We start from the raw sequence: 25,433 nt of genomic DNA, 5'->3' as shown, positions 1-25,433 counted from the left end.
CTTACCGAAGGTCCTCGGGCAGGTCGGGTGGATCGACCAGGAGTTGCTGATTATCGGCCGCACGCACCTTCTCGGACAGGCCGATGTTCGCAAGCAGCAAGGACCACTCGGATTCGGTGATCTCCGCCGTGGCTCGCTCGATGACGGACGCGTCGGTGGTTCCCCAGGCGATGGGCATGGGGGAGACCATCTGCCAGGTGTCACCGGTGGTGTTCTTGGTCCGGTCGGCAAGGACTGCGATCGACGGAACCAGTTCCCCTTCGACCAGTTCGTGGCCGGGCAGGGCCCGAATACTCCTGGTCACGAGCACATAGTGCCGTGACTCGGCGCCGGGCTTCGCGATATCCAGCAGAGCGAGAATAGTGACCCCGCGTGGACGGGTCTCGGCGATGACAGCCGGAATCAGCTGGCCCTTCGCGTAGAGGTCCTCGACCGCGCCCACCTTGCGAGGTGCCCACACCGTGACCCACAGTGAGGTCGCTGCGGCGATGAGAAACACCGCACCCAAAATGTACGACCACGGGTGAGCCATCCAGAAGAACCATGCCGCGACGGCAATCAACACGACGGCCGTGACGATCGCAGACACTCTCAGCCTGCGAACATCTGCCATCGTCTCGTTCACCGACGCGGCATGGGCTACATCGACAGGGAACTGGAAACGGCGCACATGCTCATTAGTAGCACGAATATCAGATGGCAGGACCGAGCAAGTCGTCTGCGTCGGTGATTCGGTACGCATAACCCTGCTCGGCCAGGAAGCGTTGCCGGTGTGCCGCGTATTCGGCGTCGAGTGTGTCCCGTGAGACGACGGAGTAGAAGTGCGCCTGACCACCGTCGTGCTTCGGACGCAGCAGTCGTCCGAGCCGCTGAGCTTCCTCCTGGCGTGAGCCGAAAGTTCCGGAAACCTGAACTGCCACAGATGCTTCCGGTAGATCGATGGAGAAGTTCGCGACCTTGCTGACCACCAGGGTCGGGATCTCGCCCTTTCGGAAGGCGTCGAACAGTACCTCGCGTTCCTTGTTCTTCGTCGAACCTTGAATCACCGGCGCGTTCAGTGCCTCACCGAGTTCGTTCAACTGATCCAGGTAGGCGCCGATCACCAGGGTCGGCGCGCCCTCGTGTTTGGCGAGGATCGACTTCACAACCGCCACCTTGGTGTGGGCCGTCGAGCAGAGTTTGTATCGTTCCTCGGGCTCGGCAACCGCGTACGCCATGCGCTCGGCGTCGGTCAACGTTACCCGGACCTCGATGCACTCGGCGGGTGCGATCCACCCTTGCGCTTCGATGTCCTTCCACGGGGCGTCGTACCTCTTCGGCCCGATGAGTGAGAAGACGTCGCCCTCGCGGCCGTCCTCGCGCACCAGTGTTGCGGTCAACCCGAGACGGCGACGTGATTGCAGATCTGCCGTCATCCGGAACACCGGTGCGGGTAGCAGGTGGACCTCGTCGTAGATCACCAATCCCCAGTCGCGGGAATCGAACAGTTCGAGGTGCTTGTACTCACCCTTGGTGCGACGCGTGATCACCTGGTACGTGGCGATCGTCACAGGGCGAATCTCCTTACGCTCCCCGGAGTACTCGCCGATCTCTTCCTCGGTGAGCGAAGTGCGAGCGATCAGCTCACGCTTCCACTGACGGCCGGCGACGGTGTTGGTGACGAGAATGAGCGTCGTCGCCTTGGCTTTGGCCATCGCGGCGGCGCCCACCATCGTCTTACCCGCACCACACGGAAGTACCACGACGCCGGAGCCGCCGGCCCAGAACGAATCAGCGGCCATCGCCTGATAATCGCGCAGCGTCCACTTACCGCCCTCGGTGTCGAGTTCGATGGGATGCGCCTCGCCGTCGACATAGCCGGCCAGGTCCTCTGCGGGCCAGCCGATCTTCAGCAGCAGCTGTTTGAGGTGGCCACGCTCGCTCGGATGGACGAGAACCGTGTCCTCGTCGACCATCGCACCGAGCATCGGAGCGATCTTCTTGTGCCGCATGACCTCGGTCAACACGGCGCGATCCAGGCTGATCAGCGAAAGCCCGTGGACCGGACTCTTCACCAACTGCAACCGACCGTATCGCGCCATCGTGTCGACGATGTCGACGAGCAAAGGCTGCGGAACGGCGTAGCGCGAGAAGTTGACGAGCGCGTCGACGACCTGTTCGGCGTCATGGCCCGCGGCCCGCGCGTTCCACAGAGCAAGCGGAGTGATCCGATACGTGTGAATATGTTCGGGAGCACGTTCGAGTTCGGCGAACGGAGCAATGGCGGCGCGAGCGGCACCTGCGAGCTCGTGATCGACTTCGAGCAACAGGGTTTTGTCGGACTGGACGATCAGGGGGCCGTCGGTCACAGTTCCTCCTAGAGAACTTCGCGTTGCATGGAAGAAAGTGCGCAACTTCTCCATTGTCCTGATATAGCGCCCTCGGCGCCATGTGATGCTCCGCGCTCGGATAACGGAGGCCTGGACGCTAGTCGATCAGGGCCACCGAGGTGATGCGGTGCAAGGTGAACCGGCGGACCTCACCGGTGGCCGACACATATGCGTCGAGTTGGCCGCCCCCGACGTTGACCGGATCGACGATGCGTTGCGACGCGACCCCCTGCGCGTCGACATACCCGATCGACACACTTCGCCGAGCTTTCAGTGCGGTGTGGAGCAACGCCATCGTCGCCGACCCGGTGGCGCGCGTCCCGTCGGCAAGGACCGGGCGCCCAACCGCGCGAGATGCACGATCGCCGGCTCGAAGTTCCGAGACGAGACGGGTGAGCTGCTCGTCGGTGGCGATGGCAGGCTGCCTGAACGCGGGCCGAACTCTGTGCAACGGAATTCGGGCGCCGCGTGAGCGCAGATCGAGAATGATGCCGTTGGCGTCTTCACCCGCAGGTGCGAATCCTGCGGCATCGAGTGCCCGCATGACTTCGTTGAGCGGTGCCTGGGAGATCGCGACCGTCGGTGCGAGCGCGCGCAGCGCGAGCTGTTCGGCAGCAGCAGAGGTAAGTACCTCGGCAAGCAAGGCCGGATCTTCACATCGCACGAACGACGCGGCGACCCCCGCACGTAGTCGGCCGTGACGGCGGGCGACGTCGTCGATCAGGTAGGTCAATCCCTGAGGGACCGGCGTACGGGAGTGCGCGGCGAACAACGCGTGCAGCTCGGACGCACTCATACCGATGTCGAGCGCCCGACGAAGGGAGTTCTCGGTGATCCGATAGACCGTAGCGGCACCTGCGGATTCGACATCGGCAACGAGTTCGATCCGATGCTCGAGATCGGGCTCGAGGGGGCCGGGCGCGACGAGCGTGAGGTCGGCCTGAATCAGGACGTAGTCGATCGGTTCGGGCAGCGCAGCACGCATTGCGGCCTCGGCGTCGCCGCCGTGCAGTAGCGCCTTGCCTGGCGTCGACAGCGCCCCGCGGGCGACGATGCCCATCGCCGTCGCCTCGCCGATCATCTTCGACACCGGTCGAAGCGCGTATCGGGACATGGCACGTGGTCGACGCCAGGCGAGGCCGCGCGCGACCTCGCCGTCGGCGATGGCATTGCCCGGGCCGAGTTCGGCGAGGAACTCGAGAATCGTTCGACGGTCGCGGGGAGCTGCAGGTGAGCGCACCTCTTCGGACAACGCGGCCACCGGTTTGTCATTGGGGTCGCGCATCCCGATCAGCCAGGGCGCACGCTGTACATCCAGCCATGCCGCAGCGACGGTATGCCATCGGGATGACGGAGTTGCAGTGGTCCACGGTTCGACGGCGGGGGTCGGACCCCAGTAGTCCTCGCCCGAATCGTTGGGTGGCAGCGGGTCGGGGGTTCCGCTGGTGATGAGCGATGCAGCTGCCAGTATTTCTGACAGCAGGCTGACGCGTTGTTCCTCGAGCCCGGTTACCTTGGTGATGCGCTTGACTTCACGTACGCCCAGGCCACCGGCTTTGAGCGCGGGGGCAGGCGTCATCGACAGCGCTTCGATGATCAGGGCACAATGCCGAATCAGTTCCAGGGCCTCACCCGCGGCGGCAGCGTTCACATCGGTGAGGTGGTATTTCGTGCTGGCGCGCTTCGGCGGCGTCAGCGACGTCGGATCGAAGATCGGCTCGCCGCGTAGGGCTTGGCCGACCTGCTGGGGGAGTTCGACCGTCTGTTCGTCGAGCCAGATCAGCAACCCGGCGCGCAGTAGCTTCTGAACGGGACGGTCCTCGGACGTGCCCGGGGCAGCATCCCTGGTGCGCCCAGTCGGTGATGACCGGGCCAGTGTCATGAGCAGGGTGCGTTCACCTTCACCGATTCGAGCGAGCGCGTCGGTGATCCGCTCGGGGCTGAGGTCCTCGGTCGGGTCGAGTATTCGCCCGATTCGCCATGGGACCGCATCCCGCGCCGCGGGCGGCATCCGAATCGAACCTGTACCCCAGACGAGTGCTCGTTCTCGCAGAAATCCGAGGGCTTTGTCGACGGCCTTGGTCGTGGCTCGCTTGCCGACGGCAGCATCCAGTCGCTCGCGGTCGACCGGCATCTCGTGGGCGCCCTCGAGCGCAAGGATCTCCAGAATCGTCAGCGCCAACGTGTCGAGTGCGTCAGCGCAGCGCAGGATCGAGGCACGCTGTTCGGCCCGTCCGGCGAGCACGTCGATTGTGGTCGGCGGTGGCACGGTGAGGTCGGGTCGCAGCGTGAGGATGCTGACGAGCTCGCTGTCGGTCCGTGAAGAAAGCCACGCTGCGAGGTCTGGAGGCACTGCAGTATCGGTCATCGACTACCAGATTAGAGACCTGGACTGGCTTTGGGTGCAGCGCAGGTGTCAAAATGGTCCCATGGTGAACAAGTCGAAGAAGCCCTACGTAGATCCAGGCTGGCCGGAAACCGCTCGCGGCGACCATGCGGTCAGTGAATTGGCGTCCTCGCGCTCGGGAAGCTTGTCGCCGTTCGGCGAGGAAACCGAGTTTCCGTTGCCCGTGGACCAACTGCTGTATGCCCATCCAGTGACCGTCATCAACCGTTAGATCCGAACCACGAAAAAGGGCCCCCGAGTGATCGGGGGCCCTTTTTCTATGGTGTGGAGTTTTTACTGAGGCAGGAATGCCTTGTTTGCCTGGTAGAAGCTGACGACCTGCGGGTCGAGCTGGATGCCCTGTGTCGCGTTCCGAATGAACGAGGAGATCGCCGGATCGTTCGTGACGGTCTGCACGGCGCTTGTGATGCCGTCGATTACCTCGGCGCTGCCGTCGATGGTGGGGATGCTCGTGAGGTCGGGGAGCTGGGGTGCCTCGGGAGCGGACTGCGGCGATGCAGGCACGCTGCGCTCGCTAGGGGAGCTGCTCAGGCCCAGGCTCGACGAGCAGGAGGGCCATGCGCCCCATCCCTGCGAAGCGAGAACCTTCTCGGCCACGGCGATCTGCTCTTCACGGCTGGCCTGGTTCGCGGTGGCTGCATACTGCCCGCCACCGTGTGCGCTCCAGGTGCTCGGTGAGAACTGCAGGCCACCCTGGTACCCGTTGCCGGTGTTGATGCCCCAGTTACCGCCTGCTTCGCACTGTGCGAGACGGTCCCAATCGGAGTCGGGGGCTGCACTGGCGGTGCCGGTGAAGGCCATGCCTGCTGTGCCCATGATGGCACCGGTGACGGCGACCTTGGCTACGGTCCGGCCGGTGGTGGTCGGCTTGCGATGACGTCCGCTCATACGAGTTGAAATCCTCTCCACTGGCGCCTGCGAGGTCAGCTGTCGGGTTCGGGCTGAGAGGTAGCCCGGCCCAGCGCTTCCAAGTGGAAGTGCGTGGGCTTCACCCCAAGGAAATTCTCTGCCGAGGAAGTGAATTTCCGGTTATCCGAGAGGACGTGTGGGTCCCCCGTCCTCGTCCCCTGGGTGTTCTTGTGGGGGTCCGTTCCCGCGGGACGAGGTTTGGCGCTGCGGGTCCGGATTCAGCCGAAGTTTCTCAGCCGTGGACGACGGTACTGAAATTCCCGCGGAGTGTCACTATTTGGTAACTCTTGGTTTTTTGGGTCGTCCGGATGTGCGGCCCAACGCAGTTTCGGCCATCGGCCGAATGCGCAGCTAGTGGCCTTGTCGTCGAGTGAACCCCCGGTCGTTGCACGTCCGTTACCCCGCCGTTATGTGATGGAAGTCACATCCGGTCGTGAGTGGTGCTGGAGTGTCAGGAGTCGACGATGTCCTTGCCGAGCGGCATGAGTGAGATTGGAACCATTTTCAGATTCGCAATGGCGAGTGGAATACCGATGATCGTGATCGCCATGGCAATTGCGGACACCACATGCGCGATGGCCAGCCAGATACCCGCGACGAGGAGCCAGATGACGTTGCCGATTATGGACGCGACCCCCGACGTCGGTTTGTCGACGACCGTCTTGCCGAAAGGCCACAGGGCGTAGACGCCGATGCGGAACGACGCGATACCGAACGGAATCGTGATGATGAGGATGCAGCAGATGATGCCCGCCGCGAAGTAGCCGACAGCCAGCCATAGCCCGCCGAAAATCAACCAGATGATGTTGAGAACGACTCGCACGTGGTGCCCCCCTGTTTTATCTCGCCCGTCGGCCGGACAGCAATGCAAATACTATCGCCAGCACGAAGCCCAGGGGCGAGAAGATCATTGCGGTCAGATAGAGCCACAGCGGGGGGTCGTCCCCGGATATCGCAGGCACCGCGAAGATAGCGACGATCGCGACCAACCCGATCGCAAATATTGCCAACGAGATTCGAAGAAGGGTCGTGCCGTTTCGGGGTGTTTGATCAGCCACGTCGGTAACGGTAGCCCGATCAACCGACGTGCTGCCGAGCACTCCTTCGCGCTATGCTGGGGCATTCGCGTCCAGCACCGCTGTTGGGCGCGAAATTTGTGCAGAACAGGCTATTTACCGAGACAAATGGACGGGTGAGCGCAGTGCCTACCGGCAAGGTGAAGTGGTACGACGTCGACAAGGGATTCGGTTTCCTCTCGCAAGAAGAAGGAGAGGACGTCTACGTCCGCTCGTCGGCGCTGCCAGCGGGTGTCGAGGGCCTCAAAGCAGGTCAGCGCGTCGAGTTCGGTATGGCCGCAGGACGCCGTGGACCTCAGGCGCTGAGCTTGAAGGTCCTGGAGCCGGCTCCCACTCTGCGTCAGAACACCGCCAACCGTCGTGAGCCCGTCGAGCGTAAGCACACGCCCGACGAGCTGCACGGGATGGTCGAGGACATGATCACGCTTCTCGAAGCAACGATCCAGCCTGAACTGCGTAAGGGTAGGTACCCCGATCGCAAGACCGCACAGAAGATCTCCGAAGTGGTCAGGGCCGTCGCGCGCGAGCTCGACAGCTAACTGGTCGGTGTCGTCGCGATCGACCAGATCGCGTGACTGATGATCTCTTCCTGCTGGGTGTCGGTGTCGATGATGCCGGAGGGCAACCTGATTTCGACGCCCAGTAGTGCTCGTCCGTCGGCGTCCACAGGTGGCACCGTCAGACCCAATTTCTGATCAGGAAGATACAGCGAGTCGGTTTCGACGACGTCGACCCCGGCATCGTCGGAGTACACAGCGGCGAGAATCCACGGTGCCGAGGTGATCTCGGAGGGCAAAGACAGCTGCAGCGGGTAGCCCTTCCGAACCGGCACGCTCGCGCTCGATCCATCGTTCTCACACAGCGGCGCCTCGACGGGGCAGTACAGGTACGGCTCGACGGTGACGGTGTTCCCGTCCGCGAATGCCGTGATGGTCGGTCTGTGCGCTGGAGCGTCGGAGACGAGTCGTGCGAGGACGGCGACGAACGCCACGCCGACGACGATCAGTCCGGCAGTGCCGATCGCCAGTAGCTTCTTGGTCTTGGGTGCAAGATTCACTTAACTCACGTTCTCTTGGGGTGAATAGTCGGGACTGCGCTGCTCGGCGTGCTCGGGTCGGTTTCCGCCGAGTCCTGGGAGCAGTGTTTTGCCTCGGTTGGTGAGTACGGTCTGCACCAGGCCGATCGTGAGCAAGATCGAGACGACCGTGAAGCCGATCCAGTACTCGGTGGGCAACAACACGCCCAGCGTTCCTCCGAGCACCCAGCACAGCTGTAGGACCGTCTCCGAGCGCCCGAATCCGGACGCAATGGATTCGGGTGGGAGATCGGATTGCAGAGATGCGTCGAGCGACACCTTGGCGAGCGCACTCGCACAGGAGGCGACCAGTGCGGCCAACGCGGCGGTCAACAGGCTGTCGGTGACGGCCGCGACAATGGCAACGACGGTGACGGCGAACGTACATCGGATGATGACGATGGACGGTCGGCCGAGCTTGATCCGAGCGCCTGCGGCGTTTCCGGAGAAGTTGCCGATTCCTGCGCATGCACCGACCAGTCCGAGCATCGCTGCTTGCTTGATCGGCTCGTGTTCGGTCTGAGCTTTGGCGACGAAGGCTATGTAGAGCGTCAGAAATCCGGTGAGGATGCGTACGGTTCCGTTGCCCCACAGGCCGACGATGACGGCTTTGCCCAGCGGTTGGCGGCGGTTCTTCGGTGGTGTGGTTCCCGGTTTCGCACGGTGCATGACCTCTGTCTCGGCATCGTCACCGTGGTATCTCAAGGTGGCTGGAACTTCGCCTTCGGTCACTTCGACCCACGACGGGATCCGCATGCTGAGGTAGGCGCCCAGCACGGTGATGGCAGCTACGAACCACAGTGCGCCAGGCGATCCGGAGAGCCAGGCGATAGCGCCCGCGATTCCGCCGGCGACAATGGTTCCGCCGATCAGGCCGAACACTGTCAGACGAGAATTGACGCGAACGAGGTCGATCTCGGGTGGGAGCACTCGCGGTGTCACGGCGCTCTTGAGTACTGCGAAGGATTTACTGAATACCAGCATGCCCAGCGCAGCCGGATAGAGAATCCAGCTGTCGAAGTTGAACACCAGCACGACGGCCAGAACAGTCCGCAGCAGGAACGAACCAGCGAGAGCGAGCCGTCGACCATGCTGTAGCCGATCGAGCATCGGTCCGATCAGCGGCGCGATCAAAGCGAACGGAGCGATGGTGATGACGAGATACAGCGCAACCTTCGTCTTGTCCTCACCGGTCGCGGCGGAGAAGAAGAGTGTGTTGGCCAATGCGACAGCGGTGGCAGCGTCGGAGGCGAAGTTGGCCATCGTCGCGTACGTCAGCGCGGTGAGTCCCGATTTGTCGGCACCGTCTGCTTTCGCGGCCCGATGGAAAGTCGCGATGCCCTTGTTGGTGAGCTCGCGGCTGCGCATCGCAGCGACGCGAGTAACGGTCAACTTGCGGGGCATGGGCGGCGGCTTCGGACCACGCGGACGATCACCCGGCGGGGAAGTCGACGGGTGAAGAGGGGGCAGCGGGGTTCTGCGGCTGGCGGCGCGCGGAGCCGGCGGATAGTTCTCGAACCCCGGGTGGTCCTCTCCCGGCGGGGTGTCGGAGTCTCGAGGGTCTGTCACGTCGTCAATTCTGTCCTAAAACCGGAGGGTGTGAGTACACCGACTCACTGCACGGGTGTGAACTCCACCTCGAACATGCTCGGCCACAGCTTTCCCGTCACCAGAAAGCGGTCGGTGCCCGGTATCTGGGCGATTCCGTTGAGCACGTCGGCACCGTCGCGCTCACGCTCGGTCATCGAGTTCCACAGCGGTTCGGCGTCGATGATTTCCGACACCGTCCCGGTGGCAGGATCGATCTTCGCTATATCGAACGTGCGCCAGAGGTTGGCGTAGACCGATCCGTCGTCGGCGCATTCGAGTTCGTTCAACGATTCGAGCGGCGTTCCATCGAGCGTAACCTCGACGGTGCCGGTGGCCTCGAACGTGTCCGCATCTCGGAAGGACAGCATCGAGGACCCATCGCTCATCACCAAACCGTCCGCTGCTGCACACAATCCCCAGCCTTCACCGTCGTAGCCGACCTCGCGCTCGCCGGCCAGAGTGGCCTTGTCTCGGGCGAACGCGATTCCGTTCTGCCAGGTGATCTGCCAGACGGTATCGCCCGCGACGGTCAGGCCCTCGCCGAAGTAGTCGGCAGACAGATCCACCCGCCGCAGTTCTTTGCCGGTGTCCAACGACGACACGCGCACGTACGACGATCCCTTGCGGCCGGTGCTCTCGTAGAGCTGACCATCGTCGATCTCCAGGCCCTGGGTGAACGCGGAACGATCGTGCTCGAGTGTCCTGACCACGGAGACCGTCGACCTCGTTGCCGAAGAATCCGCGCTGACCTCGGGTTCCGTCCAGCACCCGGCAAGCAGAATCGGGACCGTGAGGACACCGAGCAGGCGGCGGAGCGAGGCGATCATCTGGCCCATCATGGCAGCCCGAACTGGGCACTCCAGAAGTGATGCGGCAAAATGAACATGTGAGTTTCGCATCTTTCCCAGAGCTCGACCAGATTCGTCCTGTCCTAGCGGAAGCCGCCGAGTTGGCGCGCCGTGCTTTGATCGACCTGGGTGAGGGCGGCGTCGGCGATTATCTCGGTGTCACCGCCGAGGACGACAGTGCAGCGACACATCGCTTCGTCGCCGACCTACCCGGCTATCGCGGATGGCAATGGGCCGTGGTCGTCGCAGCCCCCGCCGACGCAGACAACGCCACCATCAGCGAACTCGTCCTGCTACCGGGCCCCGATGCATTGGTGCCGCCGACCTGGCTGCCGTGGGATGAGCGAATCCGCGCCGGCGATCTGGGGCCGGGTGATCGGCTCCCACCGCGAGCGCACGATTCGCGTCTCGTCCCCGGGTACGTCGCCACCGGCGATCCCCAGATCGACGATGTCGCGTACGAGCTCGGCCTGGGCCGTCCCCTGGTGCCCAGCCGTGAAGGGCGTCTCGACGCGGCCGAGCGCTGGCACGACGGCGATTTCGGTCCGGATAGCGAGATGGCGAAAGTTGCACCGTCGACGTGCGGACTGTGCGGGTTCTATCTCCCGCTCGCTGGGTCGTTGTCGGCGGCGTTCGGCGTCTGCGGCAACGAGTATGCGGCTGACGGCCATGTAGTGCACGTCCAGTACGGCTGCGGAGCGCATTCCGATACCGAGCTTCCCACCGGCGCCGGGTCGCCTGCTTACGACCCGTTCGACGACGCCGCACTCGATGTAACCGCGCAAGCGCCGACTGTCACTACTCTGGCTCCCGAGCCCGAGAACACCTCCTCGTCGGACCATGCGTCCGAGCCGCTGCAGGACGCGCAATCGGACAGTTGAGAGATCCGTACGACACCGAGGCGTTGCGCGCCTCGACTCTGTCTGCCTGGACGGATTCGCCTACTCGGTTGCGCGAAGATGCTGCTACCGAAGCGGATCTGGTTCGCGGGGGATATCGCGACCGTCTGCTGACCGAACTCGCGCAGAATGCGGCCGATGCGGCAGCCCGAGCGGGAGTCGCGGGACGGATGCGGGTCTGGGTGTCCGGGCGTGATCTGCACGTTGCCAATACCGGTGCCCCACTGGATCTCGGCGGAGTCCACGCGCTGACGGCACTACGGGTGTCGGCCAAGACCTCCGGTGTCGGTCGATTCGGAGTGGGTTTCACCGCGGTCCGCTCCGTGAGCGAGGAGATCGAATTTCGTTCCACTGCAGGTGGAGTGCACTTCAGCGGTGCCAGGACCCGCAGCGTCCTCACCGATGCGGGCCTGGACGTACCCGATGCCGGAGTTCCGGTGTTGAGACTTGTCTGGCCTGCCGAAGAACCTCCGGCAGTTGGGTTTTCGTCGGAGATCATCCTGCGGGACGTCGAGGTGCCCGGGTTGCTCGACGCTATGCGCGCCGAGGCGATCGACTTGTTGCTCGAATTGGAATCACTGGTCTCGATCGAGATCGGTGAGGATCGGTTCGAGCGCACGATCGAGGGGGAGGGCCTCGAGACGGTGAAGGTCGGCGATCTCGAGTGGTGGCAGTTCCGCACTGCTCACGCCAGATGGCTCGTCCCTGTCTCCGACGGCGTACCGACGGTGGTGACATCGGATGTCCTTCGTGCTCCTACTCGTTCGGACGAGGAGTTGTCACTGCCTGTGCTCGTCGTCGCGGACGTGCAGATGCAGCCGGACCGGCGACGAGTACTTCCCGGTGCGCACCTGGAGCGCGTCGCCGGGGGGTACGGCGAGATGATCGCTTCTTTTCCCGCCCGGTTCAGAACTCGATTGGTTCCTGTCCCGGGCTTTCCGCGCAGCGAGGTCGACGGGATCTTGCGTGAGCAGGTTCTTCGGGAATCAGTCTCTGCCCGTTGGCTTCCCTCGGTGACCGGCGAGAATCTGATCCCCTCGCGGGCCATGGTGCTGCCTGGACTTACCGACGAGCTCGGTGAGCTTCTTGCCGATGTGTTTCCCGATCTGGTCAGGGCCGCGCTCTCGGGTCCGCGACACACAGGCGCGCTTGCTGCGGTCGACGTACACCGGATCGGCCTTGCCGGACTCGCCGAGATGCTGACGGGTATCGACCGTGAACCTCGTTGGTGGGGGCGGCTGTACGATGCGCTCACCCCGCTGGTCACCGACGGCGTGGCCGCGGAAGAGCTTGCAGCGCTGCCGGTTCCGCTGTCGGACGGTCGGACGATCACCGGTCCCCGTACTGCCGTTCTCGGAGCGGGCGTCAGTGGCGTCGGGTCGGTGCAGTGGGCTCGGCTGGTGCACCCGGATGCGGTGAGCCCACTGTTGTCGAGGTTGGGCGCGGTGGAGGCAACCGCAACCGATCTATTGTCCGACACTGCACTCGAAGCGCTACTCGAGGACCTCGACTGGGACGATTCCGACGCCGTCGGAGATACCGTGACTTCGGTGCTGGCGCTCGCCGCGTCCGCGGGGGAACTGCCTTCCTGGATAGGTTCCCTGCCGCTCGAGGATTCCGATGGTGAGCTTCGCGCCGCCGACGAATTGCTGCTGCCCGACGCCCCGCTTGCAGGCCTGTTGGTAGAGGACTCACCTTTCGGGTTGGTCGCGGATTCCGTCGTCGCGCACTATGGGCCTGCAGCATTGCGCGCGGTGGGAGTGGGCTGGGGATTCGGCACCGTGACCGACGACCTCCCGACTGGTCCGGATCACGATCTCGACGAAGAGGATTCGTGGTGGGCTTCGTTGGCGGAGGACCCGGCGGTGCTCACTGCCGTGCGCGACCTCGATCTGGTCGATGAGCAGCGGTGGCCGGATGCGTTGACGCAATTGATGTCCGATCCGGCGACCCGAGCGGCGGTGCAGGCGCGGGACGGGTATACGGCGTGGTGGCTGCGTACGCACGCCAGAATCGACGGTGAGCGGCTGGGAAGCTATCGAGCGCCCTCGGACTTCACGTTCGCCGGTCTGCTCGATCCACTCGATCACCCGAATGCCGACGATGTGGCGGCGGCTCTGGCACCTGGTTCGTGCGACAGCGCGTGGTTCACCGGCCTGGTTCTCTCGAGACTGGCAGATCCTTCGCGATCGCCGACGCCTGCGGTCATCACGCGAGCTCATCGACTCGTCGCCGACGCTGTCACTTCCGGGCGAGTGGAACTCGACGAGCTGGATGCGCCGACGAAAGTGCGTGCTGTTTCCGGCCGTCTCGTCGATCCGCCCGACGCGATCGTGCTCGACCGTCCATGGTGTGTGGCCGCGGTCCCCGCCGACATTGCGATTCTGTCGTCGATGGATACCGCGTCGTCGTTGGCGTCGATCTTGGACGTGCGCACCGCGTCGGAATCGATCGATGCAGAGGTGGTGGGAATGGGCCGAGTAAGTTCGTGGGACCGTGAGCCCGGAGCGGTACTCGCATGCGCAGAAATGGGCGTCGAGCTGCCGGTCGGGCAGGTAGTCGTGCACCGCGAACTAGTAGTGAGACTCTCCGGGGCGGTCGAGGGTGAGCATCACCTCGCCTGGTGGGTGGCCGTGGACGGAACGACGCATTGCGCGCAGAGTTGGGAGCGACCCCGTGGACGGTGACGTATTGGCGTGGATGGTCGAGCACCGGGTTGCGTGGCTGACCACTCTCTTCTGGATCGTCACTACGCTCGGAAACACAATGGCGATGCTTCTCTTGTCGATCACCGGATGTGCGGTCCTGCTGCGGGCCGGTCGTCGACCGGAAGCAGTCGTGGTGGGAGGCACCATGCTCACTGGCTGGGGGTTGATGAGCCTTCTCAAGCTGATCTTCGGGCGCGAGCGGCCACCGATACCGGAAAGGCTCGTCGAGATCTCGACGCACTCGTTTCCTTCGGGGCACGCGATGATGTCGGCGATCCTCGCCACGACGGTGACCGCGGTGTTGCTGCGGTCGACCGCGTTATGGCTCAGAAGTCCGGTGGTTCTCGCGTTACCAGCGGTTGCATCCCTGGCGATCGGCTTCTCGCGGATCTATCTCGGCGCGCATTGGACGACGGACGTCCTGGCGGGATGGTGCTTCGGTATCGCGTGGGGGTTGCTGTGGATCTATGCGCTCACCGTGCGAAGTCGCTCCGCTGTGCGATGACGAGGAGTTCATCGCGCATCGAAGGGCTGCTGACAGCGTGTGCGCGTGCGTAGAGGGCGCGTAGCGAGCGAGCGCGGGTACGACGATTGCGGTACTGCGTGACGAGCTTCATGACCTAGCCTTCGGGTAATTCATGGGATGAATCAACTGACATAACCCATACTCCCCGTAAACCAGGTGTTACTCAACCCTAATAAAGGTGAGTTTCCGCACGTCAGGCCGCTATGCGTGACTGCGGTTACGTGAGGCCGCGTTGAGCGGTCCTACTGCCGCGACGAGCGGCAGCTCTCTGTATGAGGAACAGTGCGAAACCGGCCACACCGACGGCGACGCCGGTCCAGCAGGTCGGCAGCGCATCCGCCCACCGATCACCACTGACGAGCACAACTACGGTAGCAACAAGCCAGGCGAGAATGCCGACCGCGATGACGGGCGCGGGATCTGTGAGCCGTACGCTCAGCGCGGGGGTTTCCGGCTTACTATCCACGAAATGTAGGTTACTCCCATGGCGTCGCCCAAAATTCTGGACAACTACTTCAAAATCACCGAACGTGGATCGACGGTAAGTTCGGAAGTGCGCGGCGGCGTCGTCACCTTCGTGGCGATGGCGTACATCGTCGTCCTCAATCCGCTGATCCTCGGCAGCTTCTCGGCGGACGACGCTGCGGCCAAGGCCGATGTCCTCGGTAATATCCTGCCCGTCGCGCAGGTCGCCGCGGTGACGGCGCTCGTTGCCGGGTTCATGAGCATCTTGTTCGGCATTGTTGCCAACTATCCCTTCGGTATCGCCGCCGGACTCGGGATCAACACGCTTCTCGCGGTCACGATCGCCCCACAGGTGACGTGGCCGGAGGCCATGGGGCTCGTCGTCATCGACGGCATCATCATCGTGTTGCTGGCGCTGACGGGCTTTCGTACTGCGGTGTTCAACGCTATTCCGTCCGAATTGAAAGCGGCGATCGCGGCTGGCATCGGTACGTTCATCGCCTTCATCGGACTCGTCGACGCCGGTTTCGTACGACGCATCCCCGACGCCGCAGGCACCTCGGTCCCGGTCGGCCTCGGTATCGACGGCTCCATCGCCTCGTGGCCGACGGCGATTTTCGTGTTCGGGCTGCTGTTGATGGGCGTTCTCGTGGTACGCAAGGTACGCGGAGGACTGCTGATCGGCATCGTCGTCACCACAGTGCTCGCGGCCGTCGTCGAAGCCTTCACCGACATCGGGCCGTCGAACGGAGTGGATCCGAAAGGCTGGAATCTCAGCGTTCCGATTCTGCCCGATCAGCTCATCCAGACACCGAACCTTTCCTTGGTCGGCGACGTAGACCTGTTCGGTGCGTTCACCCGGATCGGCGTCCTCGCAGCGAGTCTGCTGGTGTTCACACTCGTTCTGGCGAACTTCTTCGACGCGATGGGCACGATGACCGGGCTCGGTAAAGAAGGCGAGCTGATGGATGACAAGGATCAGCTCCCCGGGATCGGCAAAGCGCTCGTCGTCGAGGGGGCCGGCGCGATCGTTGGCGGCGGCGCATCGGCGTCGTCGAACACGGTGTTCGTCGAATCGGCCTCCGGAATCGCCGAGGGTGCGCGAACAGGTCTGGCCAATGTCGTGACCGGTCTACTCTTCCTGGCCGCCATGTTCCTGACGCCGCTCACCGCTATCGTTCCCATCGAGGCTGCTTCTCCGGCACTGGTCATCGTCGGTGCCTTGATGATCGGACAGGTTCGCGAGATCGACTTCTCCAAGTTCGAATTCGCGCTGCCTGCGTTCCTGACCATCGTTGTCATGCCGTTCACGTACTCGATCGCGAACGGCATCGGAGTCGGGTTCATCACCTGGGTGGTGCTCGCAGTGGGGCGTGGCAAGGCGAAGACGGTTCATCCCCTGCTTTGGGTCGTAGCCTTGATGTTCGTCCTATATTTCGTCGTCGGACCGATCACTGACGCGGTTACGTAGGCCATAACGCGCACCAGGGCGTAGTCTCTGCGCTGTGACGTCGGGAAACAGCGTGAAAGACAACCGTGAATTGGCAAGCGATCTATCGCTGGCCGTGGTGCGATTGACTCGCCACCTGAGGGGGAGACGTGTCGACTCGCAAGTGTCGCTGACTCAGCTGTCGGCCCTTGCGACCTTGAGCCGTGAGGGTGACATGACGCCGGGGGCACTGGCGGCCCGTGAACGAGTGCAGCCACCATCGATGACACGCGTGATCGCGTCGCTTGCGGAACTCGGACTCGTGGATCGCACTCCGCATCCCACCGATGGGCGGCAGGTGATCGTGTCGCTGTCCCCGTCCGGCCACACCCTGATCGCCGACGAGGCCAGTGCGCGTGAGGCATGGATGACCTCTCAGTTGGCCGGCTTGAACGAGACTCAGCTCGTAGTGCTCCGCGATGCGGTCGATATCATCGGCGCGCTGGTCAACGACTCCGATTAGGTAGTTCGTTACCTGAGGTTAGTATTTGTGGAGTGCCCGCTGCTTCCCCGATGTTCGCTGCATTGCGAACCCGCAACTACAGGTTGTGGGCGTCCGGACAGATAGTTTCACTGGTCGGAACGTGGATGCAGAGGGTGGCGCAGGACTGGCTCGTTCTGACACTGTCGGGCGGCAACGGCGTCGCTGTCGGCATCGTGATGGCCCTCCAGTTCGGACCGACACTGGTGCTGTCGGTGTGGGGCGGGGTCCTGGCAGATCGGTACGACAAACGAACACTGCTGATGATCACCCAGGCCTTCGCGGCGGTCTGCGGGCTCGTGCTCGGGCTCCTCGACGTCGGCAATCTCGTCGAACTGTGGCACGTGTACGTCATCGCGTTCGTTCTCGGGTGTTCTTCCGCCATCGATGCCCCGGTGCGTCAGTCCTTCACCATCGATATGGTCGGCAAACAGGCGCTGGCAAACGCAATTGCGTTGAACTCCATGACATTCAACATGGCACGCATCATCGGACCGGGTCTGTCGGGTGTACTCATCACGTTCATCGGTACCGGGTGGGTGTTCCTGATCAACGCCGCATCGTTCGCGGCGGTATTCGGCGCTCTCGTCGCGATGCGATCTGCCGACCTCTTCCACGTCGAACGAGCCGCCCGCGCGAAAGGTCAAGTGAGGGAAGGTTTCCGTTACGTGTGGGGGCGAGAGGACCTGCGCGTTCTCCTGGCAACGGTGTTCATGGTGTCCACGTTCGGATTGAACTTTCCGCTCAGCCTGGCAGTGTTGGCTCGCAACACCTTCGGCAGCGGTGCCGCCGCATACGGGTTACTGTCGACGACATTGGCCGTCGGAACGCTTGCAGGCGCGACCCTTGCGGCCCGCCGATCCGGCACGCCCCGCCTACGGTTGTTCATCGGTGCCGTCATCGCTTTCGGAGTGTTCGAAATACTCGTCGGACTGATGCCGAACTACACACTCGTTGCGATTTTGCTCGTCCCGACCGGAGCGCTGACTTTGACGTTCACCACCTCGGCGATGAACATTCTGCAGATGTCGGTGCCGTCGGAGATGCGAGGACGCGTCATGGGCATCTACATGCTCTGCTTCCTCGGCGGCACACCGATCGGTAGCCCCGTGTTGGGCTGGCTCGCCGATGTCCTCGACCCGAGAGCCCCATTGCTGTTCGGCGGCGCCGTGTCGCTGGTCTCGGGCGTCGGGGCGGCCGTCTACCTGATGAAGCACAACGATGTGCGCCTTCGGATCGACCCGTGGCGGCAAAACGAGAGTCGCCGCCACATGAGGTCTAGAACCCCCAGCCCATGACCGACGCACGGTCGGTCGAGAAGGCAAGATCCACCGTGTGCAACGCGTCCGAATCCCGGCTCCACAGGCGATTCGAGGCCGCGAATCTACTGGCACGGTGAGTGCCGAAGTACAGACTGCTCAGCACATCGAGCTTCATCGACGCGTCGGCGGGCGCATCGGTTCGAGTGACGGTGGCTCTTCCCGCACTGATCGTGACGTCGAAGGTTCCGCCGGCCCCGAGGAACGGATCGAAGACGTCGAGCACGAACTGCGCGTCGACGGCGTAGGTACGGGCTTCGAGGGCAGCTTCGACGTTCATGACACGGCTCCACAACGCGTCGTGATGACCGGTGCTCTTCGGTAGGCGATTGTTGGTCAGCAGGAACGGCAACGGCTCGTCCGGGGCCTGGCTGACCTCGATGGTGTCGACGAGATCGATCCCGACGAGCACCTGCCACATCTGGGCGTACGCGTCGTCGGTGACGGCAATGAACTCCTGGACGACGACCTTGGCGTCGCCGGATATGTTTCGGCGGTAGGCGACGTAACCGTCCGGATGAACCATGAAGAAGAGCGCGGTCAATCCTTCTCGACCGTTTTCGCGGTCGGCGAAGAAACGCTCCCAGCGGATCGGCGGCTTCGGTTGTGCACCTGCCGTTTTGCGCTGCCAGCGATGGTAGATCTCGGGAAGCAGAGTCGACGCCTCGGTGGACTCCACCAATCGGACGTCGGTCACCGCGGGTACATCTGGATGGAATTGCGCGAAGCGGCGATCGAGCACCACCCGGTGTTCCTCGGTGGCAGGCCCGTATCCGAAGCGTCGGTAGATCGTGGCCTCGCTCGCCGTCAGCAACGACAGGGGGGCGCCTGCCGCTTCGAGATTGCGATGCTGTTCGGTGAACATGCGCCGGAGGATTCCGCGTCGGCGATGTGTCGGTGCGACGGACACCCACGACACGCCCGACGCCTCCACCTGAGCGCCGCCCGGGACAGTCACGGACATGGGGAAGTGCATCGCCACCCCGACGGGCGTGCTTCCATCCCACGCCATAACGACGTGACGGGAACTGGTGAGAATCTGCGTCTCGGCAAGATCCTCGGCATTTTGGTGTTCACCGAATGCATGCGCGTCCAGAAGCGCCACGGCATCCCAGTCGTCGTCGGTTGCCGTCCTGACAGTGATCGTGCCCTCGGTATTCATCGCACTCGACCTTTCCATACAGATGCCAAGATGGACACGTGGTAAACGTAATCGACATCGACGACCCTGCCGATCCGCGACTCGACGACTTTCGCGATCTCAATTCCTCCGACCGTAGACCGGACCTCCCCGACGGGAAGGGGCTGGTGATTGCCGAGGGTGTTCTGGTGACCGAGCGGTTGTTGACCTCGCGGTTCCCCACGATCAGCCTGCTCGGCGTCGACCGCAGGCTCGTAGAACTGGGTTCACGCCTCGACGGGGTGGATGTGCCGTTCTATCGGACCAGTGCCGAGGTGATGGCCGAAGTCGTCGGATTTCACCTGAACCGTGGTGTGCTCTCCGTGGCGAGTCGGCCCCCGGAACTCGACATCGCCGACGTGGTCCGCGATGCCAGGACTGTCGTCGTGCTCGAGGGCGTCAACGACCACGAGAATCTCGGCGCTATGTTCCGTAACGCCGCAGGCCTCGGCGTGGACGCCGTGCTTTTTGGGGCGGCTTGCGCCGACCCCCTCTATCGTCGTTCCGTACGGGTGTCAATGGGACACGTACTTCGGGTTCCTTTCACGCGCGTTCCGGACTGGCCGCGGGGCTTGAAGATGCTGCGCGACAGCGGCTTTCAGATCATCTCGTTGACGCCGAATCCGTCGGCGATTCCTCTTGCCGAGGCGATGACGGGGGAGAAGGTGGCGTTGCTGCTCGGCGCCGAGGGGCCGGGGCTGACCGAACATGCGATGCGCGCTACCGACGTTCGCGCGAGAATTCCGATGGCGCCCGATACCGACTCGCTCAATGTGGCCACCGCCGCTGCGATGGCTTTCTACGAACGGGTGCGCGTGCAGTGACCGAGCACGTCGCCTATACCGGCGTTCCGGTTGCGCTCTTCGCAGCTGTTCTCGTCGGAGCCGCGCTGACAGCGTTCGGGCTCGAGCTCGCAGCCGTCAACGTCTTCTTGGCAGTGGGGATCAACTTGATCGTCGTCGGTGGAGCTGCGCCGACCGTGTTGCGCTTTCGGCACACGCCGCTGTGGCGCTGGCTCGTGTACGGAACCTGTGCCGGTGCCGTCCTCAGCTTCGTGGTTCTAGGGATTTCCGTTTCAACCACCGCATGAACGAGCGATCCGGCATCGGCTCGGGTGGCGTCGCTTCGGGTGGGGTCCGTTCGACCCGTCGGGGTTCCTGACCGGGCACATACATGGTGAAACCACACACCTGCAACGAGATCGGATCGAACTCGTCACCGCGTGGCGCGCCGGTGTAGCGGTAGCCAAGCCATTCGGAGTTGGCTGCTTCGGCAAATTCCTGTGGGTGGAACGGAAGCGAGAGTGGGTCCGGCATGACACCGGACGGATAGATCAACGGGTGCTCCCCGGCCCAGAACTCTCGCTCCCACACCAGCGGCAGACCGGAGTCCTCGTAGATGTAGATCGGAGTCGCGCTGAACGAACGTCGTAGTGTGCCGCGTTCCCAATATGCGAAGGCACCCCACGCCGTCTCCGGGTCCGTCATCACGAGATACGTGTGCTCGGACGCCAAAGGACGAATCCAGGGCTCGGGCAAAGACGACGGAGTGGCGACGGCCAAATCGGCCGAACAAACAACCGTAACGCCCGGATACGCCCCGATGTAGACCTCGTCGGGGCCGACCCCGGCCGCGGCCGACACCGGGGAAAGCTGGGTCGGAACGGCTACGCAATCGGGGAACAGGCGCCCGGCCAGCGCCGACGCAGTATCCCAGTCCGATGTCGTAGCGGATCTCAAGACTGCGATCGGGTCAGGAGTATCGACGTACCAGACAGTTGATGCTTTGGCCCCCACTCCTGGCACCCTTCTCGATCGAACGTCAACCCATCAACATGTCAATTGTGTCCGCTGCTGCGGACACCCAGCAGAACGTCCTCCCACGAGGGCATTGCGGGCTTACCCTTCTTGTCTTTCTTCGGCACAGGAGACTCGTGCTGCTTCGACTCGGCGACAGTGGGCACCGGGGGCTCGGCCACCTCTGATGCGGCGCGCTCCGGAACAGCGATCTCTTGCGCCGGGTTCTCCGGTGCGGGGTTCTCGATCTCACTGTCCGCGGTGGTGCCGTAGTACTCGTCGAAGGATTCCTCGGAAGTCTCTTCTTCGATTGCCAGCGAGCGCACCGGAGCGAGTCCGCGCAACTGCCGCCCGAAGTCCGGGTCGATCAGCTCCGCTGCCGCATCATCGAGTGCAGTGATGGTGCCACCGTGGCCGTCGGGAAGGTATTGCCAATGCGCCTTGTTGGTCGTCCGGCCCGCCTGCCACTTCAGCTGAGCTACCCACTTGTTGTCCTCGTCGCGCCACGCGTCCCACGTTGCTTCGCCGAGGTGGTGGCCGCGAGCGCGAAACGCGAGTGCGACGATCTCGGCCAGAGTTTGGACGGCAGGGCCGTCGTGACGAAGAGGGTGGCCGGCTTGCGCCATGCTGGATGCCTGGGACCGTTCGAGAAGTACCGGATGGGCGAAGACCTCTACCCGGCTCAATGCCATTCCCGATTCTTCTGCAACCTGCTCGACGGTAGCCCCGCCGCGGATACGAGCCTGGATCTCCCTGGGCCTGAGCACACTGTCCATTTGGATCTCAATCTGTCCTAGTCGAGCGATGTCGCCGCGAGAGGCCGCGCGGAGCTTGTCGTCGGCTGGAAGCCGGAATCTGTCGCCGGTGGTTGGATCTGCGCAAATGACGTGCTGACCGTCGGGTTCGAGACCGACCACACGTAGATCTCGCACCTTGACCTCCTCATCGCGCCGACTCGCGATATCGTCCAGTTCGACAGTAATCCAATCGTGATCGACGATGTGTCTCCGACACGCGTGCGGCATCACCGATGCTCGTGAGTCATGAGCGTAGTCATTGCATGGTCCTGCTGTGGTGCTTCGGCGAAGGGGCCATCAAAGGTGTTGGCGCCCTTGGCTATCGACTCTCGGTGAAACGCGCAACGGGCGCTCCCTCCGAGGTCGTTACGCTTGCGAAACGTATCCGCAAGCGCAAGCCTCTTCGGCAGCGCCCGAGCTGTGAGCGTTCTGCTAGCTCAGTGTGGAAACGACCCAATCGATGCTCTTGGTCAGTGCCGTGATGTCGTCCGGTTCGATGGCCGGGAACATCCCGACGCGCAACTGGTTGCGTCCGAGCTTGCGGTAAGGCTCGGTGTCGACGACGCCGTTGGCGCGAAGAACCTTGGCCACCTGAGCAGCGTCGACCTTTTCGTCGAAGTCGATGGTGCCCACGACCTGGCTTCGGTGTGCCGGGTTCGACACGAACGGAGTGGCGAAATCGCTCTTCTCGGCCCAGTCGTACAAGCGTGACGACGAGTCCGCTGTGCGCTTGGTTGCCCAGTCCAGACCACCCTGGCTGTTGAGCCACTCGATCTGATTGGCGAACATCAGGAGCGTCGCCACTGCCGGGGTGTTGTAGGTCTGGTCCTTGCTGCTGTTGTCGATCGCAATCGGCAACGACAGGAAGTCCGGAACCCAACGGCCCGAAGTCTGGATTTCACTGACGCGCTCGAGTGCAGCCGGGCTCATCAGGGCAACCCACAGGCCACCGTCGGCGGCGAAGCACTTCTGCGGAGCGAAGTAGTAGACGTCGGAGTCGGCAACGTTGACCGGCAGACCGCCCGCACCCGACGTCGCATCGATCGCGATGAGTGCATTCTCGGAACCGGCAGGCCGGCTCACCGGGATCGCGACGCCCGTCGACGTCTCGTTGTGCGCCCAGCCGATCAGGTCGACCGACGGATCCGACGTGGGCTCGGGAGCACTGCCTGGCTCTGCCTTGACGACGATCGGATCGCCGATGAACGGGTTGTTCTTGGCGACCGAGGCGAACTTCGAGCTGAACTCGCCGTTGGTGAGGTGCAGGGACTTCTCGCGGATGAGTCCGAAGGCCGCGGCATCCCAGAACGCGGTGGTGCCACCGTTGCCGAGAACTACCTCGTAGCCGTCGGGCAGCGTGAACAGGTCCCGCAGGCCACTACGCACCCGCGCAACGACGTCCTTGACGGGTTTCTGGCGGTGGCTGGTGCCGAAGACGGATGCGCCGACGTCGACCAAGGACTGCAGCTGCTCAGGGCGAACCTTGGAGGGTCCGCAACCGAACCGTCCGTCGGCGGGCAGAAGTTCGGTGGGAATGATCGGCAATTCGGCCATTGAGTAGCGCATCCTAGCGTCGAGGGGATATGGCACCTACAGGGTAGTCGGACCCGGTCTCAGGCGATTCGGCCCCACCCGTCGACGGATTCGGGGGTGCGGGGCGCAGGCCCGGTGTATATGGCGGCGGGGCGGACGAGCTTGCCGAGTCGTTTCTGTTCCATGATGTGTGCGCACCAGCCGGCGGTCCGGCCACAGGTGAACATCGCGGGCATCATGTGCGGGGGAACCTCGGCGAAATCGAGGATGACCGCGGCCCAGAACTCGACGTTGGTTTCGATTGCGCGGTCGGGGCGACGCTCACGCAGTTCGGCGAGTGCGGCCTGCTCCAGTGCGGCAGCGGCCTCGTAACGGGGTGCACCGAGTCGCTTCGCGGTCGCGCGCAGCACCCGGGCGCGGGGATCCTCGGCGCGGTAGACACGGTGTCCGAAGCCCATGAGCTTTTCTTTGCGATCGAGGATTCCCTTGACGAGTCCGCGGGGATCGTCGGACTTCTCGACCTCTTCGATCATCGGCAGTACTCGGGCCGGTGCGCCACCGTGCAACGGGCCGGACATGGCGCCGATCGCTCCGGAGAGGGCCGCGGCGACGTCGGCGCCGGTGGAGGCGATGACCCTCGCGGTGAACGTCGAAGCATTCATACCGTGCTCGGCCGCGGAGACCCAGTAGGCGTCGATAGCCTCGGTGTGTGCCGGGTCCGGGTCACCCTTCCAGCGAGTCATGAAGCGTGCAGTGACGGTTTCACACTGATCGATCTGTTTCTGCGGCACAGCAGGCTGGTGGATTCCGCGAGCGGACTGTGCAACGTAGGACAGTGCCATCACGGACGCGCGGGCGAGCTGGTCGCGGGCGGTGGCGTCGTCGATGTCCAGTAGCGGCTCATAGCCCCAGATCGGTGCGAGCATCGCAAGCCCTGCTTGGACGTCCACGCGGACGTCGCCGGTGTGGACCGGGAGCGGAAAAGGCTCGGCGGGCGGCAGCCCGGAGCCGAATGTGCCGTCGACGAGCAGTGCCCATACGTTGCCGAACGTCACACGCTTGGATACGAGGTCTTCGATATCGACGCCGCGATAACGCAGTGCACCACCGTCTTTGTCCGGTTCGGCGATGTCGGTGGTGAAGGCGACGACGCCCTCGAGGCCACTGACGAAATCTTCGGGGACCTGTTGAACAGCCATTGCCTGGACTCTCCTCGTAACCGTAATGCCCGGCTCCAGCCGGGCCGCGTCCGGGCTTTTCTCTCCAGGGAGAACTTTAGCCGGTCGTACTCGGGAGTAGCGTCTGGGTTCGTGCCGAACCGAGAACCACACCTTGCCGATTTGCGTGTCGACTACGGCACCGACACCGATCTGGACGTCGCCCGACTGCGCAGCGGTTGGCTGCCGGTGGCACAGGAGTGGTTGAGCGAGGCCATCGATGCCGACATTCCCGAACCGAACGCACTGGTCCTCGCCACCGTCGATGCCGCGGGGCATCCGTCGACGCGCACGGTCCTGTGCAAGGGCCTCGACGTGGACGGCGTCGTTTTCTATACCAATTACGACTCCGACAAAGGCAGGCAACTCACCCACACGCCCTACGCATCCGTGACGTTCCCGTGGATCGGTATCGGGCGTCAGCTGACCATTCGCGGCGCGGTCGAGCGGGTGCCCGCCGAGGACACGGCCGAGTACTTCGCATCACGGCCGCGAGGATCGCAGCTGGGTGCGTGGGCATCGCAACAGTCGCGCCCGGTGAGTTCGAGGGCAGAGCTCGAGCAGGCGCTCGAGGATGCGGACCGAAGGTTCGACGGCCAGGTGGTGCCCGTTCCTCCGCACTGGGGTGGGTTCCGAGTACTGCCCGATACCGTCGAGTTCTGGCAGGGGCGAACAAACCGTCTGCACAACCGAATTCGGTACACGGTCGCGACGTCGGGAGTCGAGCGACTACAGCCGTGACCTGCCTT

Annotated in this window: 26 protein-coding genes and 1 riboswitch; of the genes, 11 read left to right on the top strand and 15 right to left on the bottom strand. The window is 63.6% G+C overall.

Going from position 1 to position 25,433, the window contains the following annotated elements:
- Window position 1: 1 nt before the first annotated feature.
- The 3 genes from BJI47_RS02865 to BJI47_RS02855 all read right to left on the bottom strand — a co-directional run bounded on the left by BJI47_RS02865 (window position 2) and on the right by BJI47_RS02855 (window position 4,737).
- Entirely contained in the window at window positions 2–670 is a 669-nt protein-coding gene (locus BJI47_RS02865) for a DUF3239 domain-containing protein (protein WP_176224642.1), read from the bottom strand.
- Window positions 671–692: 22 nt separating this feature from the next.
- Window positions 693–2,348 (bottom strand): DNA repair helicase XPB, encoded by a 1,656-nt coding sequence (locus BJI47_RS02860; protein ID WP_088942325.1) that lies wholly within the window; start codon window positions 2,346–2,348, stop codon window positions 693–695.
- A 118-nt stretch (window positions 2,349–2,466) separates the two neighbouring features.
- Window positions 2,467–4,737 carry a helicase-associated domain-containing protein gene (locus BJI47_RS02855; protein WP_088942290.1) on the bottom strand — a complete coding sequence of 757 codons (2,271 nt, stop codon included), beginning with the start codon at window positions 4,735–4,737 and terminating at the stop codon, window positions 2,467–2,469.
- Window positions 4,738–4,798: 61 nt separating this feature from the next.
- Between BJI47_RS02855 and BJI47_RS02850 the strand changes: the two genes are divergently transcribed.
- Window positions 4,799–4,987, top strand: a complete 189-nt coding sequence (locus BJI47_RS02850; protein WP_084347541.1) for a hypothetical protein — start codon at window positions 4,799–4,801, stop codon at window positions 4,985–4,987.
- A gap of 62 nt (window positions 4,988–5,049) precedes the next feature.
- Here BJI47_RS02850 and BJI47_RS02845 read toward each other — a convergent pair whose 3' ends face one another.
- The 3 genes from BJI47_RS02845 to BJI47_RS02835 form a co-directional block, all read right to left on the bottom strand.
- Window positions 5,050–5,664 (bottom strand): transglycosylase family protein, encoded by a 615-nt coding sequence (locus BJI47_RS02845; RefSeq protein ID WP_088942289.1) that lies wholly within the window; start codon window positions 5,662–5,664, stop codon window positions 5,050–5,052.
- An 8-nt stretch (window positions 5,665–5,672) separates the two neighbouring features.
- Window positions 5,673–5,899, bottom strand: a riboswitch (cyclic di-AMP (ydaO/yuaA leader).
- A gap of 237 nt (window positions 5,900–6,136) precedes the next feature.
- Window positions 6,137–6,508 (bottom strand): YccF domain-containing protein, encoded by a 372-nt coding sequence (locus BJI47_RS02840; RefSeq protein WP_088942288.1) that lies wholly within the window; start codon window positions 6,506–6,508, stop codon window positions 6,137–6,139.
- A gap of 16 nt (window positions 6,509–6,524) precedes the next feature.
- Complete coding sequence (locus BJI47_RS02835; RefSeq protein ID WP_088942287.1) at window positions 6,525–6,743, bottom strand: hypothetical protein; 219 nt, start codon at window positions 6,741–6,743, stop codon at window positions 6,525–6,527.
- Window positions 6,744–6,886: 143 nt separating this feature from the next.
- Here BJI47_RS02835 and BJI47_RS02830 point away from each other — a divergent pair, with 143 nt between their 5' ends.
- Window positions 6,887–7,300, top strand: a complete 414-nt coding sequence (locus BJI47_RS02830; protein ID WP_088942324.1) for a cold-shock protein — start codon at window positions 6,887–6,889, stop codon at window positions 7,298–7,300.
- Here the strand turns inward: BJI47_RS02830 and BJI47_RS02825 are convergent.
- From BJI47_RS02825 to BJI47_RS02815, 3 genes are read right to left on the bottom strand one after another with little or no spacing between them, the layout of a single operon-like run.
- Window positions 7,297–7,818: a DUF2771 family protein gene (locus tag BJI47_RS02825; RefSeq protein WP_088942286.1), complete on the bottom strand. Its 522-nt coding sequence runs from the start codon at window positions 7,816–7,818 to the stop codon at window positions 7,297–7,299. The two genes, BJI47_RS02830 and BJI47_RS02825, sit on opposite strands and share 4 nt — an antisense overlap.
- Entirely contained in the window at window positions 7,819–9,405 is a 1,587-nt protein-coding gene (locus BJI47_RS02820; protein WP_176224641.1) for an MFS transporter, read from the bottom strand.
- A gap of 44 nt (window positions 9,406–9,449) precedes the next feature.
- Window positions 9,450–10,250 (bottom strand): glutaminyl-peptide cyclotransferase, encoded by an 801-nt coding sequence (locus tag BJI47_RS02815; RefSeq protein WP_088942322.1) that lies wholly within the window; start codon window positions 10,248–10,250, stop codon window positions 9,450–9,452.
- Between the two features lie 44 nt (window positions 10,251–10,294).
- Here BJI47_RS02815 and BJI47_RS02810 point away from each other — a divergent pair, with 44 nt between their 5' ends.
- Genes BJI47_RS02810 through BJI47_RS02800 form a run of 3 tightly spaced genes read left to right on the top strand, consistent with a single transcriptional unit; the run spans window position 10,295 to window position 14,386 of the window.
- Window positions 10,295–11,155 carry a DUF3027 domain-containing protein gene (locus tag BJI47_RS02810; RefSeq protein ID WP_088942285.1) on the top strand — a complete coding sequence of 287 codons (861 nt, stop codon included), beginning with the start codon at window positions 10,295–10,297 and terminating at the stop codon, window positions 11,153–11,155.
- Entirely contained in the window at window positions 11,152–13,860 is a 2,709-nt protein-coding gene (locus tag BJI47_RS02805) for a sacsin N-terminal ATP-binding-like domain-containing protein (protein WP_088942284.1), read from the top strand. Before BJI47_RS02810 ends, BJI47_RS02805 begins: the two co-directional genes overlap by 4 nt.
- Window positions 13,850–14,386, top strand: a complete 537-nt coding sequence (locus BJI47_RS02800; protein ID WP_088942283.1) for a phosphatase PAP2 family protein — start codon at window positions 13,850–13,852, stop codon at window positions 14,384–14,386. Before BJI47_RS02805 ends, BJI47_RS02800 begins: the two co-directional genes overlap by 11 nt.
- 238 nt (window positions 14,387–14,624) lie before the next feature.
- Here the strand turns inward: BJI47_RS02800 and BJI47_RS02795 are convergent, their stop codons facing one another.
- Window positions 14,625–14,873, bottom strand: coding sequence for a DUF2530 domain-containing protein (locus tag BJI47_RS02795; protein WP_088942282.1), 249 nt, complete (start codon window positions 14,871–14,873; stop codon window positions 14,625–14,627).
- Between the two features lie 18 nt (window positions 14,874–14,891).
- Here BJI47_RS02795 and BJI47_RS02790 point away from each other — a divergent pair, with 18 nt between their 5' ends.
- From BJI47_RS02790 to BJI47_RS02780, 3 genes are read left to right on the top strand one after another with little or no spacing between them, the layout of a single operon-like run.
- Window positions 14,892–16,343, top strand: a complete 1,452-nt coding sequence (locus BJI47_RS02790) for an NCS2 family permease (protein ID WP_088942281.1) — start codon at window positions 14,892–14,894, stop codon at window positions 16,341–16,343.
- Between the two features lie 52 nt (window positions 16,344–16,395).
- Window positions 16,396–16,824, top strand: coding sequence for a MarR family winged helix-turn-helix transcriptional regulator (locus BJI47_RS02785; protein WP_088942280.1), 429 nt, complete (start codon window positions 16,396–16,398; stop codon window positions 16,822–16,824).
- Window positions 16,825–16,874: 50 nt separating this feature from the next.
- Window positions 16,875–18,140 carry an MFS transporter gene (locus BJI47_RS02780; protein ID WP_176224644.1) on the top strand — a complete coding sequence of 422 codons (1,266 nt, stop codon included), beginning with the start codon at window positions 16,875–16,877 and terminating at the stop codon, window positions 18,138–18,140.
- On the opposite strand, the gene BJI47_RS02775 is transcribed toward BJI47_RS02780, so the two are convergent.
- Window positions 18,121–19,323: a GNAT family N-acetyltransferase gene (locus tag BJI47_RS02775; protein ID WP_088942321.1), complete on the bottom strand. Its 1,203-nt coding sequence runs from the start codon at window positions 19,321–19,323 to the stop codon at window positions 18,121–18,123. The two genes, BJI47_RS02780 and BJI47_RS02775, sit on opposite strands and share 20 nt — an antisense overlap.
- Before the next feature lie 38 nt (window positions 19,324–19,361).
- Here BJI47_RS02775 and BJI47_RS02770 point away from each other — a divergent pair, with 38 nt between their 5' ends.
- Both BJI47_RS02770 and BJI47_RS02765 read left to right on the top strand, forming a co-directional pair.
- A complete protein-coding gene (locus BJI47_RS02770) occupies window positions 19,362–20,165 on the top strand; it encodes an RNA methyltransferase (protein WP_088942278.1) in 804 nt (267 codons plus the stop codon).
- Entirely contained in the window at window positions 20,162–20,431 is a 270-nt protein-coding gene (locus BJI47_RS02765; RefSeq protein ID WP_088942277.1) for a DUF2537 domain-containing protein, read from the top strand. The genes BJI47_RS02770 and BJI47_RS02765 overlap by 4 nt, the downstream gene beginning before the upstream one ends.
- Here the strand turns inward: BJI47_RS02765 and BJI47_RS02760 are convergent.
- The 4 genes from BJI47_RS02760 to BJI47_RS02745 form a co-directional block, all read right to left on the bottom strand.
- Window positions 20,388–21,080: a hypothetical protein gene (locus BJI47_RS02760; protein WP_368655868.1), complete on the bottom strand. Its 693-nt coding sequence runs from the start codon at window positions 21,078–21,080 to the stop codon at window positions 20,388–20,390. The two genes, BJI47_RS02765 and BJI47_RS02760, sit on opposite strands and share 44 nt — an antisense overlap.
- 98 nt (window positions 21,081–21,178) lie before the next feature.
- Window positions 21,179–22,069, bottom strand: a complete 891-nt coding sequence (gene sepH / locus BJI47_RS02755) for a septation protein SepH (RefSeq protein ID WP_088942320.1) — start codon at window positions 22,067–22,069, stop codon at window positions 21,179–21,181.
- A gap of 297 nt (window positions 22,070–22,366) precedes the next feature.
- Window positions 22,367–23,488: a phosphoserine transaminase gene (gene serC, locus BJI47_RS02750; RefSeq protein ID WP_088942275.1), complete on the bottom strand. Its 1,122-nt coding sequence runs from the start codon at window positions 23,486–23,488 to the stop codon at window positions 22,367–22,369.
- Between the two features lie 59 nt (window positions 23,489–23,547).
- Window positions 23,548–24,666, bottom strand: coding sequence for a citrate synthase 2 (locus BJI47_RS02745; RefSeq protein ID WP_088942274.1), 1,119 nt, complete (start codon window positions 24,664–24,666; stop codon window positions 23,548–23,550).
- A 141-nt stretch (window positions 24,667–24,807) separates the two neighbouring features.
- Here BJI47_RS02745 and pdxH point away from each other — a divergent pair, with 141 nt between their 5' ends.
- Window positions 24,808–25,425, top strand: a complete 618-nt coding sequence (pdxH, locus tag BJI47_RS02740; protein WP_088942319.1) for a pyridoxamine 5'-phosphate oxidase — start codon at window positions 24,808–24,810, stop codon at window positions 25,423–25,425.
- The last annotated feature ends 8 nt before the right edge of the window (window positions 25,426–25,433 follow it).

The organism is Rhodococcus sp. 1168, assembly GCF_002091955.1.
Classification (GTDB): domain Bacteria; phylum Actinomycetota; class Actinomycetes; order Mycobacteriales; family Mycobacteriaceae; genus Rhodococcoides.
The sequence above is the reverse complement of the archived record's forward strand: the minus strand, read 5'-3'. Positions and strand labels throughout refer to the sequence as shown.

Coding starts and splice junctions, on each gene's coding strand:
- BJI47_RS02855 (WP_088942290.1), bottom strand. CDS start 4,737: ATGACCGATACTGCAGTGCCTCCAGACCTCGCAGCGTGGCTTTCTTCA.
- BJI47_RS02850 (WP_084347541.1), top strand. CDS start 4,799: ATGGTGAACAAGTCGAAGAAGCCCTACGTAGATCCAGGCTGGCCGGAA.
- BJI47_RS02845 (WP_088942289.1), bottom strand. CDS start 5,664: ATGAGCGGACGTCATCGCAAGCCGACCACCACCGGCCGGACCGTAGCC.
- BJI47_RS02810 (WP_088942285.1), top strand. CDS start 10,295: ATGCGGCAAAATGAACATGTGAGTTTCGCATCTTTCCCAGAGCTCGAC.
- BJI47_RS02790 (WP_088942281.1), top strand. CDS start 14,892: ATGGCGTCGCCCAAAATTCTGGACAACTACTTCAAAATCACCGAACGT.
- BJI47_RS02780 (WP_176224644.1), top strand. CDS start 16,875: ATGTTCGCTGCATTGCGAACCCGCAACTACAGGTTGTGGGCGTCCGGA.
- BJI47_RS02775 (WP_088942321.1), bottom strand. CDS start 19,323: ATGAATACCGAGGGCACGATCACTGTCAGGACGGCAACCGACGACGAC.
- serC (WP_088942275.1), bottom strand. CDS start 23,488: ATGGCCGAATTGCCGATCATTCCCACCGAACTTCTGCCCGCCGACGGA.
- BJI47_RS02745 (WP_088942274.1), bottom strand. CDS start 24,666: ATGGCTGTTCAACAGGTCCCCGAAGATTTCGTCAGTGGCCTCGAGGGC.